The organism is Kitasatospora sp. NPDC004289, from assembly GCF_053602875.1.
Window position 1 is genome coordinate 34681 of the sequence record NZ_JBSGEL010000019.1, and the last position, 20776, is coordinate 55456.

General features: G+C 74.2%; 18 protein-coding genes. 9 read left to right on the top strand and 9 right to left on the bottom strand.

From position 1 onward, the window contains the following. Nucleotides 1–514 precede the first annotated feature (514 nt). Nucleotides 515–907 (top strand): cell division protein SepF, encoded by a 393-nt coding sequence (locus tag ACWEPF_RS15120; protein ID WP_345283215.1) that lies wholly within the window; start codon nt 515–517, stop codon nt 905–907. 248 nt (nt 908–1155) lie between these two features. Next, the gene (locus ACWEPF_RS15125) at nt 1156–2262 is read left to right on the top strand and encodes a hypothetical protein (RefSeq protein ID WP_452172861.1); all 1107 of its coding nucleotides are present in this window, start codon (nt 1156–1158) and stop codon (nt 2260–2262) included. Here ACWEPF_RS15125 and ACWEPF_RS15130 read toward each other — a convergent pair. After that, the gene (locus ACWEPF_RS15130; protein ID WP_452172862.1) at nt 2250–2849 is read right to left on the bottom strand and encodes a hypothetical protein; all 600 of its coding nucleotides are present in this window, start codon (nt 2847–2849) and stop codon (nt 2250–2252) included. The two genes, ACWEPF_RS15125 and ACWEPF_RS15130, sit on opposite strands and share 13 nt — an antisense overlap. Nucleotides 2850–2957: 108 nt before the next feature. Between ACWEPF_RS15130 and ACWEPF_RS15135 the strand changes: the two genes are divergently transcribed. Together ACWEPF_RS15135 and ACWEPF_RS15140 are read left to right on the top strand one after the other, a co-directional pair. Further along, nucleotides 2958–3512, top strand: coding sequence for a TetR/AcrR family transcriptional regulator (locus ACWEPF_RS15135; RefSeq protein WP_449797489.1), 555 nt, complete (start codon nt 2958–2960; stop codon nt 3510–3512). Further along, a complete protein-coding gene (locus ACWEPF_RS15140; RefSeq protein ID WP_452172863.1) occupies nt 3509–5047 on the top strand; it encodes an MFS transporter in 1539 nt (512 codons plus the stop codon). The genes ACWEPF_RS15135 and ACWEPF_RS15140 overlap by 4 nt, the downstream gene beginning before the upstream one ends. A gap of 49 nt (nt 5048–5096) precedes the next feature. Here the strand turns inward: ACWEPF_RS15140 and ACWEPF_RS15145 are convergent, their stop codons facing one another. The 4 genes from ACWEPF_RS15145 to ACWEPF_RS15160 form a co-directional block, all read right to left on the bottom strand. Further along, the gene (locus ACWEPF_RS15145; protein ID WP_452172864.1) at nt 5097–7562 is read right to left on the bottom strand and encodes a SpoIIE family protein phosphatase; all 2466 of its coding nucleotides are present in this window, start codon (nt 7560–7562) and stop codon (nt 5097–5099) included. 222 nt (nt 7563–7784) lie between these two features. Then, nucleotides 7785–8456: a TetR/AcrR family transcriptional regulator gene (locus ACWEPF_RS15150; RefSeq protein ID WP_380149207.1), complete on the bottom strand. Its 672-nt coding sequence runs from the start codon at nt 8454–8456 to the stop codon at nt 7785–7787. A gap of 85 nt (nt 8457–8541) precedes the next feature. Continuing rightward, nucleotides 8542–10122 carry an AMP-binding protein gene (locus tag ACWEPF_RS15155; protein ID WP_345290855.1) on the bottom strand — a complete coding sequence of 527 codons (1581 nt, stop codon included), beginning with the start codon at nt 10120–10122 and terminating at the stop codon, nt 8542–8544. Nucleotides 10123–10261: 139 nt separating this feature from the next. Then, complete coding sequence (locus ACWEPF_RS15160; protein ID WP_452172865.1) at nt 10262–10777, bottom strand: GNAT family N-acetyltransferase; 516 nt, start codon at nt 10775–10777, stop codon at nt 10262–10264. Nucleotides 10778–10905: 128 nt separating this feature from the next. Between ACWEPF_RS15160 and ACWEPF_RS15165 the strand changes: the two genes are divergently transcribed. After that, nucleotides 10906–11064, top strand: coding sequence for a hypothetical protein (locus ACWEPF_RS15165; RefSeq protein WP_380149205.1), 159 nt, complete (start codon nt 10906–10908; stop codon nt 11062–11064). Nucleotides 11065–11119: 55 nt separating this feature from the next. Here the strand turns inward: ACWEPF_RS15165 and ACWEPF_RS15170 are convergent, their stop codons facing one another. The 3 genes from ACWEPF_RS15170 to ACWEPF_RS15180 all read right to left on the bottom strand — a co-directional run bounded on the left by ACWEPF_RS15170 (nt 11120) and on the right by ACWEPF_RS15180 (nt 15219). Next, the gene (locus ACWEPF_RS15170; RefSeq protein ID WP_452172866.1) at nt 11120–12316 is read right to left on the bottom strand and encodes an FAD-dependent oxidoreductase; all 1197 of its coding nucleotides are present in this window, start codon (nt 12314–12316) and stop codon (nt 11120–11122) included. A gap of 138 nt (nt 12317–12454) precedes the next feature. Then, nucleotides 12455–14605 carry an MMPL family transporter gene (locus tag ACWEPF_RS15175; RefSeq protein ID WP_452172867.1) on the bottom strand — a complete coding sequence of 717 codons (2151 nt, stop codon included), beginning with the start codon at nt 14603–14605 and terminating at the stop codon, nt 12455–12457. A gap of 224 nt (nt 14606–14829) precedes the next feature. After that, nucleotides 14830–15219 carry a DUF302 domain-containing protein gene (locus ACWEPF_RS15180; protein ID WP_452172868.1) on the bottom strand — a complete coding sequence of 130 codons (390 nt, stop codon included), beginning with the start codon at nt 15217–15219 and terminating at the stop codon, nt 14830–14832. Between the two features lie 257 nt (nt 15220–15476). Between ACWEPF_RS15180 and ACWEPF_RS15185 the strand changes: the two genes are divergently transcribed. After that, nucleotides 15477–16709, top strand: coding sequence for a serine hydrolase domain-containing protein (locus tag ACWEPF_RS15185; RefSeq protein WP_452172869.1), 1233 nt, complete (start codon nt 15477–15479; stop codon nt 16707–16709). A 42-nt stretch (nt 16710–16751) separates the two neighbouring features. Here ACWEPF_RS15185 and ACWEPF_RS15190 read toward each other — a convergent pair whose 3' ends face one another. Then, nucleotides 16752–17759, bottom strand: a complete 1008-nt coding sequence (locus tag ACWEPF_RS15190; RefSeq protein WP_452172870.1) for a helix-turn-helix domain-containing protein — start codon at nt 17757–17759, stop codon at nt 16752–16754. A 71-nt stretch (nt 17760–17830) separates the two neighbouring features. On the opposite strand from ACWEPF_RS15190, the gene ACWEPF_RS15195 reads away from it, so the two are divergent. The 3 genes from ACWEPF_RS15195 (at nt 17831) to ACWEPF_RS15205 (ending at nt 20735) form a co-directional block, all read left to right on the top strand. Beyond that, complete coding sequence (locus tag ACWEPF_RS15195; protein WP_452172871.1) at nt 17831–19048, top strand: MFS transporter; 1218 nt, start codon at nt 17831–17833, stop codon at nt 19046–19048. 107 nt (nt 19049–19155) lie between these two features. Continuing rightward, nucleotides 19156–19932, top strand: coding sequence for a hypothetical protein (locus ACWEPF_RS15200; RefSeq protein ID WP_452172872.1), 777 nt, complete (start codon nt 19156–19158; stop codon nt 19930–19932). Nucleotides 19933–19958: 26 nt separating this feature from the next. Continuing rightward, nucleotides 19959–20735, top strand: coding sequence for a class I SAM-dependent methyltransferase (locus ACWEPF_RS15205; RefSeq protein ID WP_452172873.1), 777 nt, complete (start codon nt 19959–19961; stop codon nt 20733–20735). The last annotated feature ends 41 nt before the right edge of the window (nt 20736–20776 follow it).

Below are 20776 nucleotides of genomic sequence, written 5' to 3' on the forward strand. Positions count from 1 at the left end.
TCCCGGCCTGCGCGGGCACGGTCAAGAGCATGGTTAGGAAACTTTCCGATTCATCGGGGCGGGGCCGGCTCGGCCGGCCGACCGGGGGCCGCCCTCCGGCCCGCCCCGCCACCCGGGCGTCCCCCGGTTGCCGTACCGGCCCTGACGGCCCGTCGGCTCCGCCGGGCCCCGGCGCGCCGGGGCCGGAGTGGGCCTCACCACACCCGCCGGTCACCCTCGACACGCCCGCCCCGCACCGCCGCCAAGCTGTTACCGGACTGTTGACGAGGAGTCAACTGTGCCGTGGCGCACACCGATATGGTCTACGCGCGCAACCGTTCGCCGACCGGCCCGGACGCGGCAGCTGCCCGGAAGTGTCCGGATTCTGTCACGACCCGCGCCCGTACGGCGGTCACGGGCGGGCGCCGGAGCGGTGATCAGTGCGATACTCGGACAGTTCCGACGGATGGATGACGCGTCAAGAGACGCGTACACCCGGGGGGACGAGTACGGGACGGAACGAGGGAGGCGCGGCATGGGAGCACTTCGCGACGAGCACCACAACGGGTGGCTGATGCCCTCCGGCCACTACCCGGCTGCCGTGTACGAGGATCAGTGGCCGACCCAGGAGAGTGCCGTGGCGGTCCCCGCCCCGGCGAAGATCGTCTCCCTGAAGCCGACCGGCTTCGAAGCCGCGCGCGCCGTCGGCGAGCACATCCGTTCGGGCACCCCGGTGGTCATGGACGTGACGGAGATGTCGGACGCCGAGGCCAAGCGGATGGTGGACTTCGCCTCCGGTCTGGTCTTCGGCACCATGGGCGGGATCGAGCGGATCGCCCGCCGGGTCTTCCTGCTCACCCCGGCCGACGTCGAGGTGATGGTGATCGACCGCCCGCTCGACGACACGGGCTTCTACAACCAGAGCTGACGCGACGACAGGCCCGAGAGGCCCGGCGCCCCCACCAGGGGCTCCGGGCCTCTCCCCGTTCCCGCTGCGGGCCGGCGGGCACTGTTGCCCGGCGGTGACAGTCGCTCGACAGTTCGAGGACGTGCGGCTGACAGGCTTCTCGCATCGCACGGAGCAGCAAGCGGTCGCCTGGTGACAGAGGCTCAACGACCGAAGGGCGTCTCACGGCACGATCCACGACCCGTCTCGCCTTCCAGGGGGAAGTCACCATGTCCGCTCGCATCCGCCGCCGCGCCGCCGTCTCGCTCGTCTGCGCGCTCACCACCGGCACCACCCTGCTGCTCACCGCCTGCGACCCGGCGACGGGCAGGTCCGCCGCGCCCGCCGCGAGCTCCGCTCCGAGCCGGCCCTCCACCGACGCCCCGGCCTCGCCGACCTCAGCCCCGTCGGCCACCGCGACCCCCTCGGCCTCCGCGACCCCGACCACCCCGGCCGCCCCGACCACCCCGACCACCCCGGCCGCCCCGCGCACCACCGCGCCGGGCGTCGTGCCGGCGGCGCTGCTGAACCGGACCGCGCACACCGGACTGACCATCAGCAACGGCACCAACCTGGTCGTGATGAACGGCACCACGGTCGACTTCCACACCGCCGTCCGCGACCTCTCCTGGTCCCCCGACGGCTCGCGCGCCGCCTTCGTCGACGGCAACGGCGACCTGGTCACCAGCCGCCCCGACGGCACCGGCCGCTCCCTGGTCGCGAAGAACCCCGGCGGCCAGAGCTGGTCCCACCCGACCTGGCAGGTCTCCGACGGCTACCAGGGCGGCTCGCCGAAGAACAACCTGTTCTTCACCATCACCCGCGACGGCACCACCCGGCTGGCCACGGTGCCCGTGGACGGCGCCGCCCACGCCCCCGCGGCCCTGCCGCTGGGCAACTACTCCGACGAGAACGCCGTCGCACTGCCCACCACCGGGAACACCTGGATCAACGGCTCGGACCGGCTGGGCACCACCGTCTACGCCAACACCACCGACGGCGACGTCTACATCCGCGACGACTACCTGCGCCAGCAGGGCGGCGTGGTGACGAAGGGTTCGCAGCCCGCGATCTCCGCCGACGGCGACTCCCTGGTCTTCGTCCGGCCGGTCGGCGGCCACAACCACGTCTTCCGGCAGAGCCTGCGCACCGAGGACCGGACCGCCAAGGACCTCACCCCGTACGCGGGCGAGGACTTCACCGAGCCCGCCTGGTCCCGCGACGGAAAGACCGTCGCGGTGCGCACCCCCGAGGGGATCGCCGTCCTGCCGGCCGACGGCTCCGGCGCCCCCGAGCTGGTCTCCTCGGTCCACGGTCTGCCCGCCTACCGGGGCTGAACCGCCCCGCCCGGCCGGTCGAGTTCGGCCCGCAGCAGCTCCAGGTGCTCCTCCGAGCGCGCGTGCGGCAGGAACTCGACCGGCTCCAGGAAGCGGAACAGCACGTTGGCCTCGGTGATCGCGTACTCGTAGTCCGCGAACCCGACCACCGCGCCCGTGGCGCCCCGGGCCGTCCCGCGGACCAGATGCTCCGTCAACTCGTCCGGCCGCTCCGCCGACAGCCCGCGCCGGGCGTTCGGCCGGGCCAGGTACGGGCAGACCATCGAGGCGTACAGCATGCACACCCGGTGCCCCGGCCCTTCCAGGGTCGGGGCCAGGTTGCGGTACGGCCGGCCCGCCGCCAGCGCCGCCCCGATCGCCGCGCTCTCGGCCGCCCCGACCACCCGCCACACCGGCCCGGCCGGCATCTCCCGCCCGCACACCGAGCAGAGCCTCTCCCGCGCGCACTCGGCGCTGCGCCCGTAGTCGGTGAGGGCGAACTGCGGCTCGTCCTCCTCCCACGGCGTGATGGCGGGCACGGGGTACCCACGGCTGTCCTGGGGCCTGGCCGCGACGGAGGACGGCATCGGAACGGCGGTGAAGCGCATGCCCCCATCCCTATCAGCTCCCGCCTCCCGCCGGACAGCGCCCCGGCCCCTTGAACACTCGGTGCCCCGTTTGAGACATTCATGTCTCATGTGAGCTACACTCGCTCCATGGCCACAGACCGCGACTCCGTACTCGAAGCCGCCGTCGGCGTGCTCTCCCGCCGCCCGACCGCCCATCTCGACGAGATCGCCCGCGCCGCCGGGATCAGCCGTGCCACGCTGCACCGCACCTTCCCCGGCCGCGAGGCGCTGATCCGCGAGGTGGGCGCGCTCGGCCTGCGCAAGTTCGCCGCCGCGCTCGACACGGCCGCGATCGAGAGCGGCAGCCCGGAGGCCGCCCTGCGCCGCCTGGTGGACGCCGTCGTACCCGACGCCGCCCTCTGCGCCTTCCTGGCCGGAGAGAACCAGCTCTTCGACGACCAGGAGATCAACGACCTCTGGGAGGTCCAGGACGCCCGGGTCCGCGCGCTCTTCCTCCGTGGCCAGCAGGAGGGCGTGTTCCGCGTCGAGCTCTCCGCCGGCTGGCTCAGCGAGGCCTTCTTCGACCTCGTGGCCGGCATCGGCTGGGCGGTCCAGGACGGACGCCTCGCCCCCCGTGACAGTGCCTACTCGCTCGCCGAGCTCTTCCTCGGCGGTGCCCTCAGGAGCCCTGAACAGAAATGAGCACCACCCACTCCGCCCGTTCCCGCTGGCTCGGCCTCGGCGTCCTGGTACTGGCGGTGACCCTGGTCGCGCTCGACGCGACCGTGCTCTCCCTCGCCCTGCCCTCGATCAGCGAGACCCTGCACCCCAGCGGCACCCAGCTGCTCTGGATCGGTGACGCCTACTCCTTCGTGCTGGCCGGCCTGCTGGTCAGCATGGGCGCGCTCAGCGACCGGATCGGCCGCAAGAAGCTGCTGCTGATCGGCTCCACCGCGTTCGGCGCCGCCTCGCTGCTGGCCGCCTACGCACCCACCCCCGGCTGGCTGATCCTGGCCCGCGCGCTGCTCGGCATCGCCGGCGCCACCATCATGCCCTCCACCCTCTCGCTGATCCGCAGCCTCTTCCCGGACGCCCGGGAGCGGGCCACCGCGATCGGCATCTGGGGCGCGGGCGCCACCGCCGGTGCCGCGCTCGGCCCGGTGGTCGGCGGTGTGCTCCTCGAGCACTTCTGGTGGGGCTCGGTCTTCCTGCTCAACCTCCCCGTGCTGGCCCTGCTGCTGGTGCTCGGCGGCTGGCTGCTGCCCGAGTCCAAGGACCCCAAGCCCGGCCGCTGGGACGTGCTCAGCGTGCTGCTGTCGATGACCGGTGTGATCGGCGTGGTCTACGCGGTCAAGGAAGCGGCGGCCAACGGCCTCGGCCACTGGCCGATCCCGGTGACCTTCGCGCTCGGTGCCACCGCGCTCACCGTCTTCGTCCGCCGTCAGCTGCGGCTGGAGTCCCCGCTGCTGGACGTCCGGCTCTTCGTCAACCCGCGCTTCACCGCGGCCGTGCTCTCCTCGCTGGCCTCGCTGATCGGGCTCTCCGGCGTGATCTTCTTCATGTCGCAGTACCTCCAACTGGTGCGCGGGTACTCCCCGCTGACGGCCGGTCTGGCCGAACTGCCGGCCTTCGTCGGCGCCGTGGTCGGCGGTCTGCTGACCGCGAAGCTGGCCCGCCGGGCCGGTGTCCGGGCCACCCTGGCCGGGGGTCTGCTGGCCATGGGCGCGGGCGTCGCGGTGCTCGGCTGGGTGCACCAGGGCAGCCCCTACCTGCTGCTCGGCGCCGCCTTCCTGGCCGCCGGCGCGGCCGAGGGCATCGTCTACACCCTCTCCGCCGACCTGGTGCTCACCGCCGCGCCGCCGGAGAAGGCCGGCGCCGCCTCCGCCGTCTCGGAGACCGCCTACGAGCTGGGCACCGCCCTCGGCATCGCCCTGCTGGGCTCGGTGGTCACCGCCATCTACGCCGGCTCGCTGGTGATGCCGGCCGGCACCGAGGCCCTCGGCACCGAGGCCGAGCAGTCGATCGGCAACGCGGTGCAGGCCGCCTCCACCCTGCCCGCCGAACTGGGCGAGCAGCTCACCGCCGCCGCCCGCACCGCCTTCGTGCACGGCATGAACGTGGCCGCGATCGCGGCGGGAGCCCTGCTGCTCTCCGCCTCGCTCTTCGCCTGGTGGAAGCTCCGTGGCCAGGACGCCGCCGCCGGGGCCGAGCGCCCCGCCGACCACCTGGTCCACTGAGCCGACGAGCCCCCTGACCGACCGTCAGGGGGCTCGCGCGCACCACCGCTCAGCGGTAGCGGTAGTCCAGCTCCAGCTCGGCCCAGACCACCTTGCCGTCCTTGGTCTGGCGGGTGCCCCAGCGGTGGGCGAGCTCGCTGACCAGGTGCATGCCGCGGCCGCCCTCGTCCTGCTCGGCGGCGGTCCGCAGGCGCGGGGCCTGGCCGCCCGAGTCGGCCACCTCCACGGTCAGCGTCCGGTCCCGGAACAGCCGCAGTCGGCGCGGCGCCTCGGCGTGCAGCAGCGCGTTGGTGACCAGCTCACTGACCATCAGCTCGGCGAAGTCGGTGAGCTGCGCCAGCCCCCAGGCCCGCAGGGTGTCCCGGGTGAACTTCCGGGCCCGGCTGGGGGCCGGGCCCTCGCCGTCCAGGTGGAGGGTGGCGATCCGGTCGGAAGGGATCGGCAGCGCCCGGGCCATGATCATGGCGATGTCGTCCTCGGTGCCGTCGCTCACCAGGGCGGCCAGCGCCGCGTCGCAGCTGGCCTCCAGCGTGCGGCCGCGCCCCGAGAGCACCTGGGCCAGCAGGCCGATGCCGTGGTCGATGTCCTCACCGCGGCGCTCCACCAGGCCGTCGGTGTACAGGGCCAGCAGGCTGCCCTCGGTGAGGGTGAACTCGGTGGACTGGAAGGCCACCCCGCCGACCCCGAGCGGCACGCCCGGCGGCAGCTCGATCGCCCGGGACACCCCGTCGGGGCTGACCTTGACCGGCGGCAGGTGCCCGGCCGAGGCGATCGTGCAGGTGCCCTCCACCGGGTCGTAGACCGCGCAGATGCAGGTCGCGAACTGGCCCTCGCCGATGCCCATCGCGGTCTCGTCCAGGCGGGTCAGCACCTGCTCCGGCGGCATGTCCAGGGTGGCCAGGGTCCGCGCCACGGTGCGCAGCTGACCCATCGTCGCGGCCGCCCGGATGCCGTGGCCCATCACGTCGCCGACCACCAGCGCGACCCGGCCGCAGGAGAGCGGCACCACGTCGAACCAGTCGCCGCCGACCTCGCTGACCAGGCTGCTGGGCAGGTAGCGGTAGGCGATCTCCAGGCCGAGCGTGCGGTGGATCTCCTGCGGCAGCAGGCTGCGCTGCAGGGTGAGGGCGGTCTCCCGCTCGCGCCGGTAGAGCCGGGCGTTGTCCAGCGCGATGGCGGTGCGGGCCACCAGCTCCTCGGCCAGCGCCACGTCCGCCGCCGAGAACGGCTCGGGGTTGCGCATCCGGACGAACTCGGAGCCGCCGAGCACCATCCCGCGCGCCATGATCGGCACCATCAGGTACGAGTGGATGCCGGCCCGCACCCCGGGGGCGACCCGGTCCGGCTCGGCCACCAGGGCGGCCAGCACCTGCTCGTCCACGTGCGGGCGCAGCAGCGGGCGGCCGCTGCGCAGGCACTCGGTGTAGGTGCGCTTGGAGTCGTACTCGGAGGTGGAGCCGACGGCGTCGGCCGCGCTGGTCATGCCGGCCTCGTACGCCTCGCCGACCGCCACCGCGCGCAGCTTGACGCCCCGGTCGGGCTCCAGCCGTGACGGCTCCTCACCCCGCAGCACGGGCTCCAGCAGGTCGACGGTGGCGAAGTCGGCGAACCGCGGGATGACGGCCTCGACCAGCTCCTCGGCGGTGCGCTGGAGGTCCAGGGTGGTGCCGATCTTCGCGGTGGCCTCGGCGAGCAGGGCCAGCCGCTCCTGGGCCCGGGAGGCGCGGGCCTCGGCCTGGAAGCGCTCGGTCACGTCGATGATCGAGGAGGAGACGCCGAGCACCTGGCCGGTGGAGTCCTCCAGCCGGAAGTACGAGGCGGACCAGGCCCGGTCCCGGCGCGGGTCGCCGGGGGTGCGGCCGTGGGAGCGGGCGTCGACCACCGGCCGTCCGGTGGCCAGGACCTGACGCATCACCGCCTCGATCTCCGAGGAGTTGATGCCGGGCAGCACCGCGTTGATCCGGCGGCCGAGGTGCGCCTCGACGGAGAGGCCGTTGATCCGGGCCAGCGCGTCGTTGAGGCGGACGTAGCGCAGCTCGGTGTCGTAGACGGCCATCCCGATCGGGGACTGCGCGAAGATGCCGTCCAGCACCGCGAGGTCGCCCTCCACCTGGCGCAGCGCGCCGAGGTCGGAGGCGGTGGCCAGCAGCAGCCGCTCGCCGCCGGGGCCGGTGATGGGGTAGGTGCGGAACTCCAGCTCGACCCGGTGGCCGTCGCGGTGCCGGATGGCGTACACCCCGGACCAGCCCTTGCCGGCCATGATCTGACGGAACAGCTCCTGGGCGGGCTCGCGCTCGGTGTCGGGGATCAGCAGCCGCCCGGCGTAGGAGCCGACGGCCTGGTCCGCGGTGTACCCGGTGAGCGCCTCGGCGTCCCCGCTCCAGTGCAGGATGCGGCCGTCGCCCTCGATCAGGGCGGTGGCCAGCGGCACCAGCCGATGACCCGTCAGGTCTGCCTGGACGGCACCCGCCGCCGGGCCGGTGCCGTCCGGTGTGTTCCGCTCGCTGCCTTGCATGATCAGGGGATCACCTGTCAGGTACGTTCCCCGGCCGGGCCGGGCCGGATCGGCTCCCCACCAGACTGCACGTCCCCGGGTACGGGTGCGACTGCTGGTCCGTCAGGTGGAGTACGTGGTGGGTGGTCAGGGTGCTGGCCGGGGCACAGGCTACGACAGCGGACGCCCGTTCGGACATGGTCGTGCAGCACCTTGGACAAGCTGTGACCTGCCGGACCACGGTCAGGTCACGGCCCGGGCCCCGCCCAGCACCGCGTCCAGGGTGCGGGCCCACTGCCGGACCACGCCCGAGCGGCGCTGGCCGTCGTCGGTGAGCAGGTTGGCCAGGCCCAGGCCGCGGGCCAGGTCGAGGGTGGCCTGGACGGTCTCGCGCACGCCCGGGGTGGCCTCGTCCGCGCCGAGGAACTCCACGGCGGCCCGGTGCGCCTCCCGGCCGATCTGGTTCTCCAGCGCGACCAGGCGTCCGCGCAGCGGCTCCTCGGTGGCGGCCGCCACCCACAGGTGCAGCGCGGCGCGGAACAGCGGCCCGGTGTAGAGGCGGACGATCAGCTCGACCACCGCCTCCGTGCGGCGCTCCGCCGGCGGTGCCAGCCCGTCCAGGTGGGCGCGCAGGTCCGCCAGCCGCTCGGCCGCGACGTGCTCCACGGCGGCGGTGAAGAGGTCCTCGCGGGTGCGGAAGTGGTGCTGGGCCGCGCCCCGGGTGACCCCGGCCCGCTCGGCCACCACCGCGACGGTGCTGCCCTGCCAGCCGACCTCGGCCAGGCACTCCACCGCCGCCTCCAGCAGTCGGCGGCGGGTGGCCCGGCTGCGGTCCTGCTGGGGCATCCGGGCGGCCGGGGCGGTGGCCGGTGTGCCCGCGGGGACGGGCGCCGAGGTGCTCGCTGAGGTGGTCATGGCGGCCTCCCTGCCGGGTCTTCGGTCCCCGCCGATCCTGCCAGACCGGCGGGGAGCCGCCCGCTCCGGGCCCGCTGACCGGGCGTCAGCCCTGCCGCTCGCGCAGCTGCCGGCGCAGGATCTTCCCGGCCGCCGACTTGGGCACCGCCTCCACGAACTCCACCGCCCGCACCTTCTTGTACGGCGCGACCCGCTCGGCCACGTACCCGCTGACCTGCTGCTCCGTCAGCCCGCTGCCGGGGGCCCGGACCACGAAGGCCTTGGGGCGCTCCTCGCCGTCCTCGCCGCGCACCCCGATCACCGCGGCGTCGGCCACCTCCGGGTGGGTGAGCAGCAGCGCCTCCAGCTCGGCGGGGGCGACTTGGTACCCCTTGTACTTGATCAGCTCCTTCACCCGGTCCACCACGAACAGGTAGCCGCGCTCGTCGACCAGGCCGACGTCCCCGGTGTGCAGCCAGCCGTCCGGGTCGATCATCGCGTCGGTCTCGCCCTTGCGGCCGAAGTACCCCCGCATCACCTGCGGGCCCTTGAACAGCAGTTCGCCGCGCTCGCCGACCCCGAGGTCGGTGCCGGAGCCGTCCAGGGCGACCACCCGCAGCTCGGTGGAGGCGACCAGCTTGCCGACCGTGCCGGCCGGCGGGTCCTCGTCGTCCAGCGGCACCACGTGGGTGACGGGCGAGAGCTCGGTCATCCCGTAGCCCTGGTGGATCCGGTCCAGCCCGAGCCGGCGGGCGGCGGCGTCCGCCAGCTCGGCGTCGAGCGGGGCGGCGGCGCTCAGCACGTAGCGGACGGAGGAGAGGTCGTAGCGGTCCACCAGCGGGTGCTTGGCCAGGGCCAGCACGATCGGCGGGGCGGCGAAGACGCCCTCGATCCGCTGGTCCTGGATGGTGCGCAGGAACTGCTCCAGGTCGAAGCGGGGCAGCACCACCACCGTGGAGCCGCAGCGCAGCGGGTGGTTGAGCAGGGCGGTCAGGCCGTAGATGTGGAAGAACGGCAGCACGGCCAGGATCCGCTCGCCCCGGCCGGTGGCGTGCACCGAGTCGGTCTGCAGCAGGTTGCTGCTGATGTTGCGGTGGCTGAGCATCACGCCCTTGGGCAGGCCGGTGGTGCCGCTGGAGTACGGCAGCACGGCGATGTCGGTGGCCGGGTCGATCTCCGGGCGCGGTGCCGGGGCGGTGGAGGCGATCAGGTCGGCGAGCGAGCGGTGGCCCTCGGCCCGGTCGCAGACGAATATCTCGGTGACCGGCACGCCCTCGGCGGCGACGGCCTTGGCGGCCTCGACGGCGACCGGGAGGAAGGCCGAGATGGTGATGATCCAGCGGGCACCGCTGTCCTTCAGCTGGCCGGCCAGCTCGGTGGCGGTGGTCAGCGAGCTGACCGTGGTGACGGTGGCCCCGGCCCGGGTGGCTCCGTAGAAGGCGATCGGATAGGCGATGGTGTTGGGGCTGTAGAGGGCGATCACGTCGCCCTTGCGCACCCCGGCCTCGGCCAGCCCGGCCGCGAACCGGAGGCTGGCGCCGTCCAGTTGGGCGTAGCTGACGGACTCCCCGGTGATGCCGTCCACCAGGGCCGGCTGGTCCGGGTGCTCGGCCACGTTGCCGAGCACCGCGTCGTGGATCGGCAGGTCGAGTGCGTCGATCGCGGGGTAGTCACTGCGGAACACCATGCGGTCCTCCAAGCCGGGGGTGGGTGGTGCGGGCCCTCCAAGAGTGCCGCCACCGCGCCTTTCCCGACAGGGGACCGACCGGGGACCGACCGGGGACCGACCGGGGACCGACCGGGCGGGCGCCCGGGCCGACGCCCCGTCAGGCCGGGTCGAAGGCCTGCGGATACACGAAGTCCCCCCGCAGGGAAGGCTGGTGGGAGGCGAGCGGGCGGACCTGGAAGAACCGGCCCCAGCTCGGGTCCGGCGCGTTGACGCCCAGGTCGGTACTGCGGCGGAAGCCGTAGCGCCCGTAGTACTCCGGACTGCCGAGCAGTGCCACCAGCGGCTCCCCCAGCGCGTCCGCGCCCCCGATCACGGCGTGCACCAACGCCAGCCCCACGCCCTTCCGTTGATGCCCCGGCAGCACGCTGATCGGCCCGAGCCCGACCACCGGCACCCCGTCCACGTGGGCCCGGCTGCACACCACGTGCCCGACCACCTCGCCGTCCGGCCCCTCGGCCACCATCGACAGCTCGGGAATCCAGGCCGGCCCGGCGCGCAGCTGGTCCAGCAGCTCGACCTCGAAGGGCTCGACGGTCTCCGGCTTGGCGAAGGCGGCGGCGGTCACGGCCCGGACGGCGGCCACGTCGGCGGGGGTCTCTCGTCTGATCAGCACCGGCACAGTGTGGGGTCGACTCCGGTGCCCCGCAAGGGATTTACCCCTCCCCCGGCCCGCCGTCCCCGCAGCTCAGATACCCATGGGGGTATAGTGGCCTCGACAACCCCACCCCCCGAGGAGTCCCCATGTGCCGACGCACCACCTGCCGCACCTGCGGCAAGGCCACCCACGCGGGCTGCGGCCTGCACGTCGAGCAGGTCCTGGCCGGCATCCCGAAGAGCGCCCGATGCGACTGCGACCCGTCCACCCGCAAGGGCCTGCTCGCCCGCCTCCTCGGTCGCTGACCCGACGCGGAGCGCCGCCCGTGTCGGCCGGGCCGTCCGCCCTCCGACCCCACCGTCAGGCGGCGGGCTCCTGGGGCGGGAGCGGGGTGTCCCAGTCCAGCAGGCGGAGCAGGGCCTCGTCGGGACGGGTCGCGGGGCGAGCGGAGTCCTGCGGCGGGGGCCCGTCCTGCGGACCGGAGCCGGCCGGCGGGCGGCTCGCGGTGAGGCGGGCACTGGTGGCGGTGTTGAGGTCGGTGCGCGGGCGGCGGTGGTACTCGTAGGCCACCAGGGCCTCCTCGGCCGACGGGGCGTCACGCAGGGCCTTGGCCAGCACCACCGCGTCCTCCAAGGCCATCGACGCCCCCTGCCCGGTGGCCGGGGAGGCGGCGTGGGCGGCGTCGCCGATCAGCACCACCCGGCGGCTGCGCCAGCGGTTCCCCGCCGGCAGGTGCAGGGCGTTGGTGACCATCAGCTCCTCGCCCGTCCCCGCCACGATGTCCGCGCAGGGCGTCCGGTCCGGCCGCAGCAGCGGCTCCAGCCAGGCCCGCCACTGCGCCGGGGTGGTCCTCGCCCGCTCCTCCGCGTCCACCGGCACACCCGCCACCCGCGCGAACCAGAAGGTCCGCCCGGCCGGCGAGACCAGGTAGCCGAAGGCCGCCTCGCTGCCCCGCACCATGGTGATCAGGTCGGGTGCGGCCACCGGCGGCGGCGCGGCCGTGCTGTACCCGTAGAACACCCGCTGCCCGGCGTACTCGGGCCCGGCCCCGTCCGGCTCCAGCCACCCGCGCACCGCCGAGTGCAGCCCGTCCGCACCCACCAGCAGGTCACCGGCCTCCGACGATCCGTCGGCGAAGTGCGCCGTCACCCCCTCCTCCGTCTCGGTCACCGAGGCGAGCCGGGCTCCGTGCCGCAGCGGGATCCCCCGCCGCCGGACCTCCCGCTGGAGCACCGCCCCGAGCTCGGCCCGCCGCAGACAGCGGTACCGGGCCAGCGGCCGCTCCACCTCCCCGAGCGGGACGGAGGCCAGCTCCGCGCCCTGCGCGTCGAGCACGGTCATCGCGGTGACGTCGAAGCCGACCCCGGCCACCGCCCGCTCGGCGTCGAAGCCGGCCAGCGCCCGCATGCCGTTGCTGGCCAAGGTCATGAAGGCGCCGATGTCCTCACCCGTGTCCGGGTGCGCCTCGTGGACCACGGGCTCGTGCCCGGCCTTGTGCAGCGCCAGGGCCGCCGCCGTCCCGGCGATCCCGCCTCCGACCACCACGATCCGCGCCATCCGCCGCCCCCTCTTGCCGTGTCCCGGTCACCCGCCCTCCCATCCTGGCAGAACGGCCGTGCAAGCGTGGTCGGTTGACGAACCGACACCACACCGACGGCCCGGGCGCGTTGCCCGGGCCGTCGGCGGTCACGGCGGTCAACCGTGCGAGAAGGTCACCTTCGGCAGCACCCTGTCCAGCCACCTCGGGGTGTGCCAGGCGGCCCGCCCGGTCAGGCGCAGCATCACCGGCAGCAGCACCAGCCGCACCAGCGCCGCGTCCAGCAGCACCGCCACGCCGAGCACGATGCCCATCTCCTTGGGCGGCAGCGGCCCGGAGATCGCGAAGGTGAAGAACACCGCGACCATCACCCCGGCCGCCGCGAAGACCACCCGCCCGGAGTGGGCCAGCGCGCCGACCATCGCCCGGTGCGGGTCACCGGTGCGCTCGTACTGCTCCTTCGCGGAGGCGAGCAGGAAGACGGTGTAGTCCATCGCGATGGCGAAGATCATGGCGAAGAAGAACACCGGCGCCCACCCGTCCAGGAAGCCCTGCGAGGTGAAGCCCAACAGCGCGGCCCCGTGGCCGTCCTGGAACACCAGCCGGGCTACGCCGAACGCCGCGCCGGTGGAGAGCAGGCTGGCCAGCGTGCCGAGCGCCGCGATCAGCGGAGCCCGCAGCGCGACCAGCAGGAGCAGGAAGCCGAGCGCCATCACCACCCCGATCACCAGCGGCGTCTTCGCGGTGAGCAGCGCCTGGAGGTCGAGGTTCTCCACCGCCGCGCCACCGACCAGTGCCCCCTCCGGCAGCTGCGCGCGCAGCGCGTCCACGGTGCGCTCCAGCTCCGGGCTGGACGGGTCCACGGCGGGTACGGCCTGGATCAGCGTCAGCCCCGAACCGTCGGCCGCCGGCTGACCGGGCATCACCCCGGCGATGCCCGGGGCGGCGGCGAGCTGCCCGGCGACGGCCTCGGCCTGCCCGGCCGGGGCCACGATCTGCAGGGCACCCGGCGCGCCGGGGCCGAAGGCCTGCTGGACGGCGGTGTAGCCGGCCCGGGCGTCGGCGTCCGCGGGCAGCACGGCGATCGAGGGCATCGCGGTGCGCAGGCCGAGCACCGGCGCGGCGAGTGCGAGCAGCGCCACCAGGGCGAGCGCGCCGTAGCGGACCGGGTGGCGCCACAGGCGCTCGCCCCAGGCGGCGAAGCGCGGGGAGCTGTGCCCGGCCCGCCTGGCCCACGGCAGCGCCACGGCGTCCACCCGGTGGCCCAGACGACCCAGGACCGCCGGCAGCAGGGTGAGGGTGGCGGCCAGCACGAACAGCACCGCGAGCATGATGCCGCCCGCCATCGAGCGGAAGGCCGGAGAGGGCACCAGCATCACGGCGGAGAGGCTGACCAGCACGGTGGCTCCGGAGAGCAGTACCGCCTTGCCCGCCGTGTCCATCGTCTCGGCCACCGCCCGGGCCTCCCCCCTCCCGGCCGCGCGCGCCGCCCGGAACCGCACCACCAGGAAGAGCGCGTAGTCGATGCCGAGCGCCAGGGCGAACATCATCGCGAAGTTCATCGCCCAGATGGAGACCGGGAACAGATGGCTGATCAGCACCAGCGAACCGGCCGAGGCGGCCAGCCCCGCCATGGTCAGCAGCAGCGGCAGCCCGGCCGCGACCAGCGATCCGAAGGCCAGCACCAGAATGGCCAGCGTGACCGGCCAGGACATCACCTCGGACTTCATCATCGCGTCGTGATTGGCCTTGTTGAAGTCGCTCCAGAGCACCGAGGCCCCGGTCGCGTGCACCTCCACCCCGCCGCCCGACAGCGCCGCGAGCGGCCCCTTGAGGTCGTCGGCGGCGCGCACCATGTCGTCCGGCGAGGCCGCCGCTCCGGCCAGCAGCACGGCCGTGCGGCCGTCCCGACTCACCGTCGCCCCCTCCTGCGGGGGCACCACGACGGAGACCCGCGGATCGGCGGCCGCCAGCTCCCCGGCCCGGTCGATCACCTGCCGGACGGCCGGGTCGCCCACCGGGCGGTCGGCGGCGACCACGATCTGCAGGGCGGTGGAGGCGTTCCCGGCGAAGTGCCGCTCGGCGAGCTGACGGACCTTCACCGACTCGGACCCGTCCGCCTGCCAGCCCGCCCCGGACAGCGCCGTGGTCACCTGCGGGGCGAAGGCCCCCAGCGCGGCGACCACCACCAGCCAGCCGACCAGCACGGACCTGAAGTGCGCCACCGACCAGAGGCCGAGACGGCCCAACAGGCCGGGGCTTGAAGGTGGTTCGGAGATCGTGGGGGCGACCTTCGCGAGGATGCTCATGGGACTTCCTATACGGGTGGGGGTATATGCAGAGGCGAAGAAAAGGCCCGCCGTCAAGCGGGACTGCCCGACAGACGAGCCTCACGACCGAAGAACACCGGCCGGCCGCGCGAGCGACGCGGGCCCAGCCACGCGGCACAGCACGCCGCCGAATGGGCCCGCGCTTCCGTCGGCCGGGGCGGCCGGACCGGTCGCCGCAGCGTGGTGCGGCCGGGCGAGGCGGCTCAGCCGGCCAGGGTGGCCAGGGCTGCGCGGAGTCGCTCCGCCGCCTCGTCGGCGACCGGGGCCAGCTCCGGGTGGCCGGTGAAGGCGACGAGCAGCTGCGGGTCGGCGGCCTCGACCACCGTCCGGCCGGCCTCCGTCCGGACCACCACGTTGCACGGCAGCAGCAGTCCGATCCGGCGGTCCACCGTCAGTGCGCGGTGCGCGAGCGGCGGGTTGCAGGCGCCGAAGATGAGGTAGTCCTCCATCTCCTCGCCGAGCTTGGCCTGCAGCGTGGCCTGCACGTCGATCTCGGTCAGCACGCCGAACCCCTGCCCCGCCAGCGCGTCGCGCACCCGCGCGACGGCCTCGGCGAACGGGATGTCCAGCGTGACGGTCAGCTCCTGCTCCATGTCTCCACTCCATCTCTCCGAATACCCCTGGGGGCATTGATCCATCGTCTCTCACCATACCCCAGGGGGTATCCCATCAGCCGTTCCCCCGCTCCCGCCGCGCCCACGGCCCGGTCAGCGCGGGCCTCTCCGGGCCGGCCCGGGTCCGTACGGGTGGAATCGCCGGGCCTCCCCCGGGGCCGGTCCGCCCGCATCCGGCTCCGGTGTGACCGTGGGCACGCAAGGTTCCCCCATCCGGAAGAGAGGCCGTCCCGCCCATGCGACGCACCCCCACCCGCAGGCTCGCCGCCGCCCTGCTCACCCTCTCCACCCTGCTCCCGGTCGCCCTCGCCGCTCCACCGGCCGAGGCCCGGCACCGCCCCACCACCCTCCTCCCCGCGCCGCCCGCCGCCGCCACGGCCGCCCACCCGGCCGCGACCGTCTCCACCGAGGGGCTCGACCCGGCCCTGGTCGCCCGCCTGGACGAGGCCATCGAACGCGTCCGGCAGGAGACCGGCACCCCCGGGGTCATCGCGGGCCTCTGGCTGCCCGGCCGCGGGGAGTACCTCAAGACCTTCGGCGTGGCCGACAAGCAGACCGGCGAGCCGATGGACCCGGCGATGCACTTCCGGATCGGCAGCGAGACCAAGACCTTCACCATCACCGCCCTGCTCAAGCTGGTCGACTGGGGCCTGGTCGACCTGGACGCACCGATCTCCACCTACCTGGACGGCGTGCCCTGCGGGGACGAGATCACCATCCGTCAGATGGCCGAGATGCGCAGCGGCCTGTACTCGTACACCTTCGACCCGGACTTCCAGTACGACCTGCTGAGCAACCCCCAACGCTCCTTCACCCCGCAGGAGTTGCTCGGCTACGCGTTCAAGCACGACAACGTCTTCGCGCCCGGGACGCAGTTCCAGTACTCCAACACCAACACCGTCCTGCTCGGCCTGGTGGTGGAGAAGCTCGGCAACCTACCGCTGCAGGACTTCCTCCTGCGCAACGTCACCGGACCGGCCGGCCTGGACGAGACCTTCCTCGCGCACGACACCGCCCTCCCCTCCCCCTATCCGCACGGCTACACCAACCAGACCCTCAGCGGCGAGGTCGAGGACTCCACGCACTGGAACCCGAGTTGGGCCTGGGCGGCGGGGGCGATGGTCTCCGACCTGTGCGACCTGCGGGACTGGGCCAAGGTGCTGGCCACCGGCGAGCTGCTCACCCCCGCCACCCAGCGCGAGCGCGAGAAGTTCGTCCCCGTCCCCGGCCTGAGCGACGGCGGCTACGGCCTCGGCCTGTTCGCCACCCACGGGTGGATCGGCCACGACGGCTCCCTCCCCGGCTACGAGAGCGTCACCATGTACCTCCCCGAGGCCGACGCCACCATGGTCATCCTCCTCAACACCGACGTCCTCCACGACGGCCACGAGCCCAGCGGCCTCTTCGCCAAGGCCGTCACCGAGATCGCCACCCCCGACCACGTGTACACCCTCCCCAGCAGGCCCTGACCTCCTCACCACCCCCACCCCTGCCCCTGCCCCTGCCCCCGCTCAGTTCCGGTCCGGCCCCCCGGCCGACCGGAAGGCGCGGCGGTAGGCGGCGGGGGTGGTGCGCAGGGCCTCGTGGAAGCGGCGGCGCAGGTTGACCGCCGAGGAGAGGCCCACGCGGTGGGCGATGGTCTCCACCGGGAGGTCGGTCTCCTCCAACAGCGCGCGGGTGGCGGCGAGTCGGCGGTCGAGCAGCCAGCGGCCGGGGCTGAGGCCGAGCTGTTCGGTGAAGCGCCGGGTCAGCGTCCGGGGCGAGAGCTGCGCCCGCAGCGCCATCTCCGCCACGCTCACCGGCTGGTCCAGCCGCCCGGACAGCCACTCCAGCAGCGGTGCCAGCGAGTCCGCCACCGGCCGCTCGCCCTCGCCCGGCAGCTCGGCGTACTGCAACTGGCACCCCTCCCGGTGCGGCGGCATCACCAACTTCCGTGCCACCCGCAGCGCGTGGGCCGCGCCGTGGTCCGTCCGCACCAGGTGCAGGCACAGGTCCACCGCCGCCGCCGAGCCGGCGCTGGTGGCCACGTCCCCGTGGTCCACGTACAGCACCGCCGGATCGACCCGCACCCGCGGATGACGGACCGCCAACTCCCCCGCCCGCGCCCAGTGCGTGGCCGACCGGCGCCCGTCCAGCAGCCCGGCGGCGGCGAGCACGAAGGCCCCCGAGCAGAGCCCGACGATCCGCGCCCCGCGCCCGTGCGCCCGCCGCACCGCCGCGCACACCGCCTCCGGCACCTCCCCGGCGCCCCACCCCGGGACCAGCACCGTGTCGGCCTCCTCCAGCGCCTCCAGCCCGGCGGTGACCAGCAACTCGTACCCGGCCTCGCTCCGCACCGCCCCCGGCCGCTCAGCGGCGACCCCGAACGCGTACCGCTCCGCCCCGCCCTCCCGGAACACCTCGGCGGCGCACCCGAGCAGGAACGCCGACTGCGGCGCCGCCAGGAGCGCGACCACCCGGTGCTGCGCGGTGGACTTCCCCGGCCTGCTCGACCTGCTCGACCTGCTCGGCGGCGTCATGGCGCGAAAGTACCCCATCATGTCGTTCCGGACACTGGGGCCGCCTCCCGGCCACCCCCATGATCGACACCGTGACCACTGCCCAGCTCTCCCGTCCCACCGCCCAACACCCCCTCTGGAACCGGCGGTTCACCCTCTACTTCACCGCCCGGGCCGTCTCCCTCCTCGGCGACGCGATGATGCCGGTGGCCACGGCGCTGGCGGTCGGGGCCCTGTACGGGGTGTCCGGCGTGGGAGCCGTCCTCGGGGCCTGGACGGGGACCTTCGTGCTCCTGGTCCTCTTCGGCGGGGTGCTCTCCGACCGCCTCGGGGCGCGGCGGCTGATGGTCGGCGCGGACCTCGTCCGGGTCGGCACCCAAGGTGCCCTGGCCGCCGCCTTCTTCGCCGGACCGCCGCCCTTCTGGCTGCTGGTCGCGCTGGCCTCGGTCGCCGGCGCGGCGGTGGCGATGTTCCTCCCGGGCGTCAACGGCATGGTCCCGCTGGTCGCCCGCGACCCCCAGCGCGCCAACGCCACCCTCAAGGTGGCCGACGCCCTCGCCCACCTCCTCGGCCCGGCCCTGGCCGGCCTGCTGATCGCCCTCACCGACGCCGGTGCGGTCTACGCCTTCGACGCCGCCACCTTCCTCCTCAGCGCCCTCTGCCTCGGCCTCCTCCGCCTCCCCGACCCACCGTCCCTTCCCCGCACCTCCCTCCGCGTCGAACTGCACCAGGGCTGGCGGGAGTTCCGCGACCGCCCCTGGATGTGGTCGGTGATCCTGATCTGGCTCCTCTACGGCGTCCTGCTCTTCGGCCCCCTGGTCCCGCTGAGCTCGGCCCTGATCGGCGCCCGGCTCGGCCCCGGCAGCTACGGACTGGCCGTCTCCTTCCTCGGCGTCGGCACCGTCCTCGGCGGCCTGCTCGCCCTGCGCCTGCGCCCCACCCGCCCCCTCGCCGCCGGCGCCGCCGTCCTCGCCCTCTACACCGCCCTCCCCCTCGGCACCGCCCTCACCACCTCCCTCCCGCTCCTGCTCACCGCCCACGTCCTCGGCGGCGCAGCCCTCGCCTTCTGGTCCGTCATGTGGGCCACCAGCGTCCAGACCCACACCCCGCCCGCCGTCCTCAACCGCGTCTCCGCCTACGAACTCGCCGGCTCCATCACCGGCATCACCCTCGGCCAACTCCTCGCCGGCCCCGCCACCCACCTCGCCTCCCCCTCCCACCTCCTGCTCCTCTCCGCCGCCACCTGCCTCACCGGCTGCGCCGCCCTCCTCGCCGTCCCGGCCGTCCGCGGCCTACGGCGCGCGCCCTGACCCGGGGACCGCCGGACTCCGTCGCGGCCACCGGCGCCGCAAGCAGTCCATTGCCCTTCTCCCGTAATTGACGGTCCATCAGCCCCAGGTCTTGTCATACTTCGCGGATGACCGAACAGCTGGCCGAGCGCGCCCGCCACTGGCTCGCCGAGTGCGGCATCACCCAGACCCCCGCCGGCTGGACCGACGCCGAGGCTCCGGGCCACCTGCTCACCGCCAACGAGGTCGCGCACGGCTGGACCGCCGAGGTCTTCGCCGACGACTCCCTCGACGCGGACCGACAACTCGAGCTCGCCTTCGGCCTGTTGGACCTCCTCGACGACTACTGGGTGACCTGCGAGATCCGCTTCGCGGACCGCGGCCCCGACGGACCGCTGCCCCCCACCACCCTGTGGGCCGGCTACCGCCGCCGGCTGGAGGCCGAGCGGGACGCCGAGGCCGTCACCTACTCGCTCTGGGTCGACTGGTTCGAGGACCGCACGACCGCCGGGACGGCCTTCGCCGAGGTGCTCGGCCTCGACCTCGACCGGATCGTGGCGACGGGCGGCCCGGCACCCCTCCTCCGCCGGGCCGGCCGCGTCCTGGCCTGCTCGGGCCCCGTCCCCTGGCCGGTGAAGCGGCGGGCCTATGCCACCGCCCTCCGCCTCCCGGCCCTCCACGAGCCGCTCTTCCAAGGCCTGCTGACCAGCTACCACGACCTCTACGGCGACCTGGAACCGACCGCCGCCCTCGCCCTCCTCACCCGCCTCGACCTCCCGCCGGACACCCCTCACCTCCACGAACTCCGCACCGTCCTCACCGCCGGCCACCGCCACCACTCCACCGACCCGCAGGCCTGGGACGCCGCGACCCGCGCCCCGGCGCCCCGGTCGGCGGCCCGATGACCGGGAACCCCGGTAACGTGCCCGCCATGGACGACACCTCCGTGGCGCGGTTCTACGACCGGCTCGCAGCGGACTACCACCTGATCTACCGCGACTGGGAGAGCTCGGTGGCGGCCCAGGGCGCGGCGCTGGACGCGGTGATCCGCTCGACCCTCGGCCCCGAGCCCGCCACGGTGCTGGACTGCGCGTGCGGCATCGGCACCCAGGCCCTCGGCCTCGCCCTGCGCGGCCACCGGGTCACCGGCACCGACCTGAGCCCGGCGGCCGCCGACCGCGCCGGGCGCGAGGCCGACCGGCGGGGGCTGGCAGTCCCGACCTCCGCCGCCGACATGCGCTCGCTCCCGTTCGAGGACGGCGCCTTCGACGTCGTCGTCTGCGCCGACAACGCCCTGCCGCACCTGCTGACGGCGGAGGACGTCCGCGCGGCCCTCGGCGAGATGCGCCGGGTGCTGCTCGACGGCGGGCTGCTCCTGATCAGCACCCGGGACTACGAACGGATCCGGCAGTCCCGCCCCACCTCGACCGCCCCCCAGGTCAACGGCGAGGGGAACGGACGGACCGTCACCTTCCAGCTCTGGCACTGGCACGAGGACGGCGAGCGCTACGACCTGGAGCACTTCCAACTCCTCCCCGAGGGCGAGGACTTCGACGTCCAGGTGCGACGCACCACGTACTGGGCCCTCCCCCAGGACCACCTGTCCACCCTGGCCCTCGAATCGGGCTTCACCTCCCCGACCTGGCTCCCGCCCGAGGAGAGCTCCTTCTTCCAACCCCTCCTCACCGCCCGGGTCCCGCCCGCCTGAGCCGATCCGTGGCCCGTCGCGCATCCGGCGCAGTACCGTGG